Here is a 6,276-nt window from a genome sequence, read left to right on the forward strand (position 1 = left end):
GTTACTCATAATAAAATCATCAGAAATTTCAAGTTATATTTATTTTATTCTTAGAGAGATAAAATGCTAAAAAAATCGCTTTTCTAACGATTACATCAATACTATTTGCCGGTTGTGCTTCTGTACCCACTGAAAATATCGAAGCATCTAGCGTACTCAAGCAAGTGAAAGCACCTAGTGCCAACAATGCTGGTCTATATATTTATCGTAGCAATAGTGTGGTGGGTGGGGCTCTAAAGAAAGATGTATGGGTAGATGATGAATGTATTGGTGAAACTGCACGAGGCACTTTTTTCTATCATGAAGTACTAGGCAATATGCCGCACAAAGTTTCTACCGAATCTGAATTTTCTCCTAATGATTTAATGATTGATACTACAGCGGGTAATAACTACTTTGTAAAACAATATATTAAGCCAGGTTTAATTGTTGGTGGTGCGGGTGTTAAACTGGTACCTGAAAGTGAAGGCAGGGAAGCAATCGCTGACCTCAAACTCGGCATAAAAGGGACTTGTAGCAAGTAGTGCAAGTCATTATCTATAAAGAAAGGCTACCTCATTAAGGGTAGCCTTTCTACTAACTTAGCCCAGTCTTTCTATCAAACTAGCGCATTGTCACAAATTCTTCTGAGCCAGTTGGATGAATGGCAACTGTATTGTCAAAGTCCGCTTTAGTCGCGCCCATTTTGATGGCGACGGCAAAGCCCTGAATCATCTCATCGACACCAAAGCCAAGACCGTGTAGACCAATGACCTTTTCCTCATCGCCCAAGCACACCAGTTTCATCATACATTTCTGACGATGCTGGGTCACCGCGCTATACATCGAGGTAAATGTTGAGTTATAGCATTTGATATTATCTTTGCCATAGCGTTCAACCGCGTCGATTTCAGACAAACCAATTGTACCAATAGCAGGATGGGTAAAGATAACCGTCGGTATCAACGTATAGTCCAAATGCTCATTAGGCTTGTTGTTAAACAAGCGCTCGGATAAGCGGCGACCTGCTGCAATCGCCACGGGTGTTAAATCCACACTGTTTTCGATAATATCGCCGACCGCATAGATGTTTTTAACATTGGTGTTCTGGAACTTATCGACTTTGATTTTGCCAATTTCGTTCGTTTCCACACCCGTCACTTGCAGGTTGATATTGTCTGTCGATGGCGCACGACCAATCGCCCAAATCAAGCAATCTGTCGTGTCTAGGCTGCCATTTTCGGTATACAAAGTCAGGCTGCCATCTTCGTTTTTATTGACTTCCTTGAGCGTGGTATTGGTATGTAACTGAATACCGTCTTGCTCCATCTCTATGAGCAACGCCTCTACTACACTGTGGTCAAATGAGCGCAGCGGCGAGTGCTGGCGTACGTATAAATGCACCTCAGCGCCCAAACTGTTCAACACGCCTGCGATTTCAACAGCGATATATCCTGCTCCCACAATCGCCACGCGTTTTGGCAAATGATTCAATGCAAAAAAGCCGTCAGAATCGATACCGTATTCTGCGCCTTTGATATCTGGCTGAATCGGGTGACCGCCGGTGGCAATTAAAATATGGTCAGCGGTAATCAGTTCGCCATTCACTTCTACAGTATTGGTATCGACAAATTTGGCAAAGCCTTTGATCACTTCTACGCCATTTTTGGCTAAGTTATTGTCATAAGAGCGATGAATGTTTTCGATATATTGTTGACGGCTCTGCACCAGTTTTTGAAAGTCAAAACCTTTAACATCCACATCAAAGCCATAGTCTGGCCCATATTTATGAATCGCCTCGGCAATTTGCGCGCCATACCACATTACCTTTTTGGGAACGCATCCCAAGTTCACACAAGTACCGCCCAGTTGGTTGGCTTCGATAATGGCGCATTTTTTGCCATAGCTCGCCGCACGGTTGATGGAAGCAATGCCACCGCTACCGCCGCCAATGGCGATATAGTCATAATGTTTTGTCATGGTTAAGTCTCTTTATTCAGGAAGTATTGATGCGTATTGGTGCAATTTTGCCGTCTATTATTTTTTAATTCTGTTGTTTTGAACTCTATTGTGATGGGTATCATTATTAATCTTACAAGGTTTTGCTTATAAGGATATGCCAGCTAGCATCAGAATATAAAAGCATTTAGGCAAAAATAGCCTGACATCTAATCATCCTATCTAAACCCAACTGGACTCATCTAAACTTACTTAAACAATGGCACGTCGTCTATAAAATAACAGTCCCGGAATAGATAAGCCAAGCACCAATCCTGAGGTGACAAATAAAGCTTCGAACAAGTACACCATCATTTGGCTAAATAACTCTCTGAAAAGCCAAAATAACCAATCTGTACCATACTAACCATCGCCTTATAAGCGGCGATACCAGGCATCATACAAATGACACTAGGCGAGATAAGTGCTTTGGGCGGTAGGGTATACTTTTTAGAAAAGTAGACACCCAAAAAGCTGGCAAGCATCGCCCCAAAAAAGCTGGCAACCACGAGATGCACATGCTGATAAACGAGAGCAGTCTTTAACCCGAAGCCAAAAGCAGTCATCAGCAAACAAGGCAAAATATAGCGTTTGGGTACGCTGAACATGAGCGTCCAACCAAGGGTAATAATACATGAAAGCACCACAGTTTCAATGAACCACATCTCAAAACCCCCAATGCTGTATGCGTAGTAAAACCAGCGCCATCACGATACCAACGCACGCGGATAGGGTGAGCATATAGGTAAATACCGCACGCCCAACGCCAATATTGACATAGCCTTTTAAGATATCTGAGAAAGAATTGATCAAAGGAAAGCTGGGCACCAGTAGCAAGACGCTAGAGGCAACCGCAATATCGGCATTATTACCAATATCAAAATAGTAGGTCGTCGCTCCAATTAAAGAAGCAATAAAAGCGGTCACAATGACGGTGATAAAAGGATTAAAGTGGTGTTTGGACAGATAAATACGGGTGAACATCGCTACCATACCCGCAATAAATGTCACGGCGGTAATCGACCAACTGCCACCGTTTAGATAAGCAAACGCCGCACAAGATGCGCCAACAAATATGCCCACCAGCCACGTTTGGTATACGGTCTTATCTAACTCATCAAAGGCAAGGGTCGTACGGTCAATCAAATCGGTACTGTCTACGGTGGCTTCGGTTTTATTGATAATTTGCTGAATTTGTACCAATAAATTGACATTGATGCTTTGATTGATCGTGTCTCTGGTGGTGGTGATACAGCGCTCGTCACAGATAGTCGTCAGGGTGATGGCGTTAAAGTTCAGCGAACATTCGACGCTGTTCATCCCCAAAGCAAGCCCCAAGCGTTTAGACAAGTCCACCACCACGCAGACTCAGCGCCATACTGCATAAGGAGTAAGCCGCAGCGCACGCATAGTCTAGTAATGCGCTGCTGCTTTACGTAGCTGATAGAGGTCATGGGTGAGATACGCAGGTTGGTTGGTATTGATACGCTATTATAAAGGGTCTGGGAGCTGCTGCGCAGACATTATTGGACATTATGTTTGATGCTACGATAAATCATAAAATTTTTTGGCAAAGAGAAAATAGAACGTACGGTAGATGCGCGAGTGATCAATGTGATACGAGCGTTCATGTAGGTGGGATCTATTGCAGGATGCTCTCTGAGCGATAACTCTAATTAAAAGAATAAAGTTATAGGCGTTAAATGGAGGTTGGCTGGGGCTTGTGATATCAAACAAATAATAGATTATAAAATTAATAGACTTTTGTTTTCTATAGTGATAATCTCTTTCTCGATAATTTAGACACATTACTTACATGATAATTACATATTGATTGAATTTTAGTTACGTTATCAATTATATGTCGCTCTCAATTAATGTGTTGCAAGACATGAATTTCGATAGTGGAATGTTAAGTCTATCAATTCATTGCCTTTAGCTCAGTTATTTAACTCAATTGCATCTCTCAATCAGGACGTCTAATGACCAGTTTTCATAAAATAAAAAATGCTCTATTGCTGACTACTATCACTACTTTAGCAGGGTGTACTACGGTCGCCGATATGGCAGGGTACGATACGGCTACATTAAATACTGATGCGGCTAAAAGTTACTCTCAAGTGGTCTCTAAAGCCAGTAGTCAAGGCGCGGTAGATAATACTTCTGCTACCGCCATTCGAGTGAAAAACGTCTTTAATCGTATGAAGCCCTACGCCGTTCGCGCTAATACAACAGGCGTCCCTTTTGATTGGCAGATCACTGTTCTACGTTCACCTGAATTAAATGCTTGGGCAATGCCGGGTGGTAAGATGGCTTTTTATACCGGTATTGTAGAAAAGCTACAGTTAACAGATGCAGAGATCGCGGCAATCATGGGACACGAAATGACCCATGCGCTATCTGAGCACAGTAAAAAAGATGCTGGGCAAAAAATTCTGACAGGCTTAGCGCTGCAGTTAGGTGGTGCCGAACTACAGTCAAGAACAGGGTTAAGTGATGATGCGTTGGGTTTGATTAGTGACTACGGACTTGATAAGCCATTTTCTCGTAGTCAGGAGTCACAAGCCGATGCGGGTGGTCTACGCTTGATGGCGCAGGCAGGCTACAATCCAGAAGCTGCCGTTGCAGTATGGCAAAAAATGGAGGCTGCCAATGGTCGTAGCAACACCATAGCTACTTTAATGTCTACCCATCCAAACTCTGGGCAGCGTATCGCTAAAATTCAGGCACTGTTACCTGAGGTTACGCCAGTTTATCAAGCGGCGGCTAAAGCACCTACTAACGCAACTAGTGGGGCAACGACTGGAGTAACTACTAGAACCATTAAACGTAAATAACTCAGTAGATACTCTCAAAAGTAAATGTTATCAAAAAAGGTAAGTCAAAAGACTTACCTTTTTTGCGAATAAATGTTGAAAATTGGTTGGTTTAAATTTCATCTTACGTCTTGGTGTTGGGTGTCAAGTAGGTTAGCGGCGAGGTACGAGATCTAACAACTAAGTATTGGAGCCAATCCCGCTTTCCGCTCATATCTACTCACTGATACGAGGCGAGGGCTACGGTTTGTACTGTCTCTTGCTCCGCGTAGCCAATCCAAAATCTAGTCCTCGCAACTCGTTCAATTGAGTAGGATAACCGCTACAATCGGGGCTAAACCGCGTCTCAAAACAATCTTCATAAATTCAATGGTAGGTTGGGTGGAGTTTGCGACACCCAACATCTAAATATGAAAAGGACATTCTCAACAGCCCCAATCAATAGGAAGCAAACCATCCTTCACAAATCGATGAAATGAGGAATATTGCCAGTCTTTGAGTTGTTTAACATACTCATGCTTAATAGGGTTCATATGAATATAGTCAATATGTGCTCGGTAGTCTGCTTCATCGCGAATACAGTGCTCCCAAAATCGACGTTGCCAAATACCGCGCTCGCTTTTTTTAAGTCTACTACTCGAAATAGATTCTGTTTTGGCAATGTTATAAGAAAAGTAATATTTAATGAGTTTTATTCGTTTAGAGAAGTCTGCATCATTATTTGGCATAGTACATAACATATGCAAATGGTCTGGCAAGATAACAATGGCATCAATGTAGAAGGGGTGTTTGTGTTTGACCGTTTGAAAAGCATGTCGAAGTGTTTCAATTTCTTTAATTAACAAATTGCTAGACCTATCAGCTAGGTTGATAGTGAAAAAGTAAGTTGCTCCTCTTTGATAGTGCCTTCGATACTGCATGCTATTCTACAAATGATAGTCGATAGCTGATATTACTTAATTTTGTTGGGTGTCGCAAGCTCCACGCCAACCTACGGATTGTAGGTGGTTTCGCGTTTAGATTGTAGGTTGGTGTCGAAGGATGAGACCCAACGAGTTGGTTTTGACGAATATGAGACAGTTGGGTTTCCTTCGTCAACCCAACCTACGAGCTAACCAGCCTATAAAATAATATCGTAGTATAAGAATTTGGGAAAAAATCTTATTAAGAGTGATTCTAAGATAAAATCCAAGTCGCAATAGTAGATGCGAAAATAGCTTGAAGAGTAAGTATTGCAAACCAAGCTATAGATTTAGCGTAGTTCCAATTTAGTTTAGACTTAGCTTTAGCTAGAATTTTTTTATCACCATTGTTTAAATGTATGTAACTTAATTCATCTATTCTATCAATCGAATTTTCTAAAAATTTCCCCAGAATTCCTCCTGAAAAATAGAACATACCAATAATACCAATGGTTGATACCAAGTATTTCAGGTTGTTCACATTAACAGTAAAATCTAAATTGATTACTTCAATTAGATAA

General features: G+C 41.6%; 5 protein-coding genes and 2 pseudogenes. 2 read left to right on the forward strand and 5 right to left on the reverse strand.

Going from position 1 to position 6,276, the window contains the following annotated elements; all coding sequences use genetic code 11:
• Window positions 1-74 precede the first annotated feature (74 nt).
• Entirely contained in the window at window positions 75-524 is a 450-nt protein-coding gene (locus TT12_RS09345; protein WP_045454210.1) for a DUF2846 domain-containing protein, read from the forward strand.
• Window positions 525-603: 79 nt separating this feature from the next.
• Here the strand turns inward: TT12_RS09345 and gorA are convergent, their stop codons facing one another.
• The 3 genes and pseudogenes from gorA to TT12_RS09360 all read right to left on the reverse strand — a co-directional run bounded on the left by gorA (window position 604) and on the right by TT12_RS09360 (window position 3,431).
• Window positions 604-1,959, reverse strand: a complete 1,356-nt coding sequence (gorA, locus tag TT12_RS09350; protein ID WP_045454214.1) for a glutathione-disulfide reductase — start codon at window positions 1,957-1,959, stop codon at window positions 604-606.
• 231 nt (window positions 1,960-2,190) lie between these two features.
• Window positions 2,191-2,642 (reverse strand): annotated as a pseudogene (locus TT12_RS09355) (threonine/serine exporter family protein).
• Window position 2,643: 1 nt separating this feature from the next.
• Window positions 2,644-3,431 (reverse strand): annotated as a pseudogene (locus TT12_RS09360) (threonine/serine exporter family protein).
• 528 nt (window positions 3,432-3,959) lie between these two features.
• On the opposite strand from TT12_RS09360, the gene TT12_RS09365 reads away from it, so the two are divergent.
• Window positions 3,960-4,814, forward strand: a complete 855-nt coding sequence (locus tag TT12_RS09365; protein WP_045454217.1) for a M48 family metallopeptidase — start codon at window positions 3,960-3,962, stop codon at window positions 4,812-4,814.
• A gap of 404 nt (window positions 4,815-5,218) precedes the next feature.
• Here the strand turns inward: TT12_RS09365 and TT12_RS09370 are convergent, their stop codons facing one another.
• The gene (locus TT12_RS09370; protein ID WP_045454220.1) at window positions 5,219-5,713 is read right to left on the reverse strand and encodes an REP-associated tyrosine transposase; all 495 of its coding nucleotides are present in this window, start codon (window positions 5,711-5,713) and stop codon (window positions 5,219-5,221) included.
• A 256-nt stretch (window positions 5,714-5,969) separates the two neighbouring features.
• Window positions 5,970-6,276: hypothetical protein (locus TT12_RS09375; RefSeq protein ID WP_045454223.1), on the reverse strand; the 307-nt coding region annotated here is incomplete at its 5' end.

This window comes from Psychrobacter sp. JCM 18903 (assembly GCF_000586475.1).
Classification (GTDB): Bacteria; Pseudomonadota; Gammaproteobacteria; order Pseudomonadales; family Moraxellaceae; genus Psychrobacter.

What these genes read in the sequence shown, in the direction of transcription:
- TT12_RS09370 (WP_045454220.1), bottom strand. Translation starts at nt 5,713, where the DNA reads ATGCAGTATCGAAGGCACTATCAAAGAGGAGCAACTTACTTTTTCACT.
- TT12_RS09365 (WP_045454217.1), top strand. Translation starts at nt 3,960, where the DNA reads ATGACCAGTTTTCATAAAATAAAAAATGCTCTATTGCTGACTACTATC.
- gorA (WP_045454214.1), bottom strand. Translation starts at nt 1,959, where the DNA reads ATGACAAAACATTATGACTATATCGCCATTGGCGGCGGTAGCGGTGGC.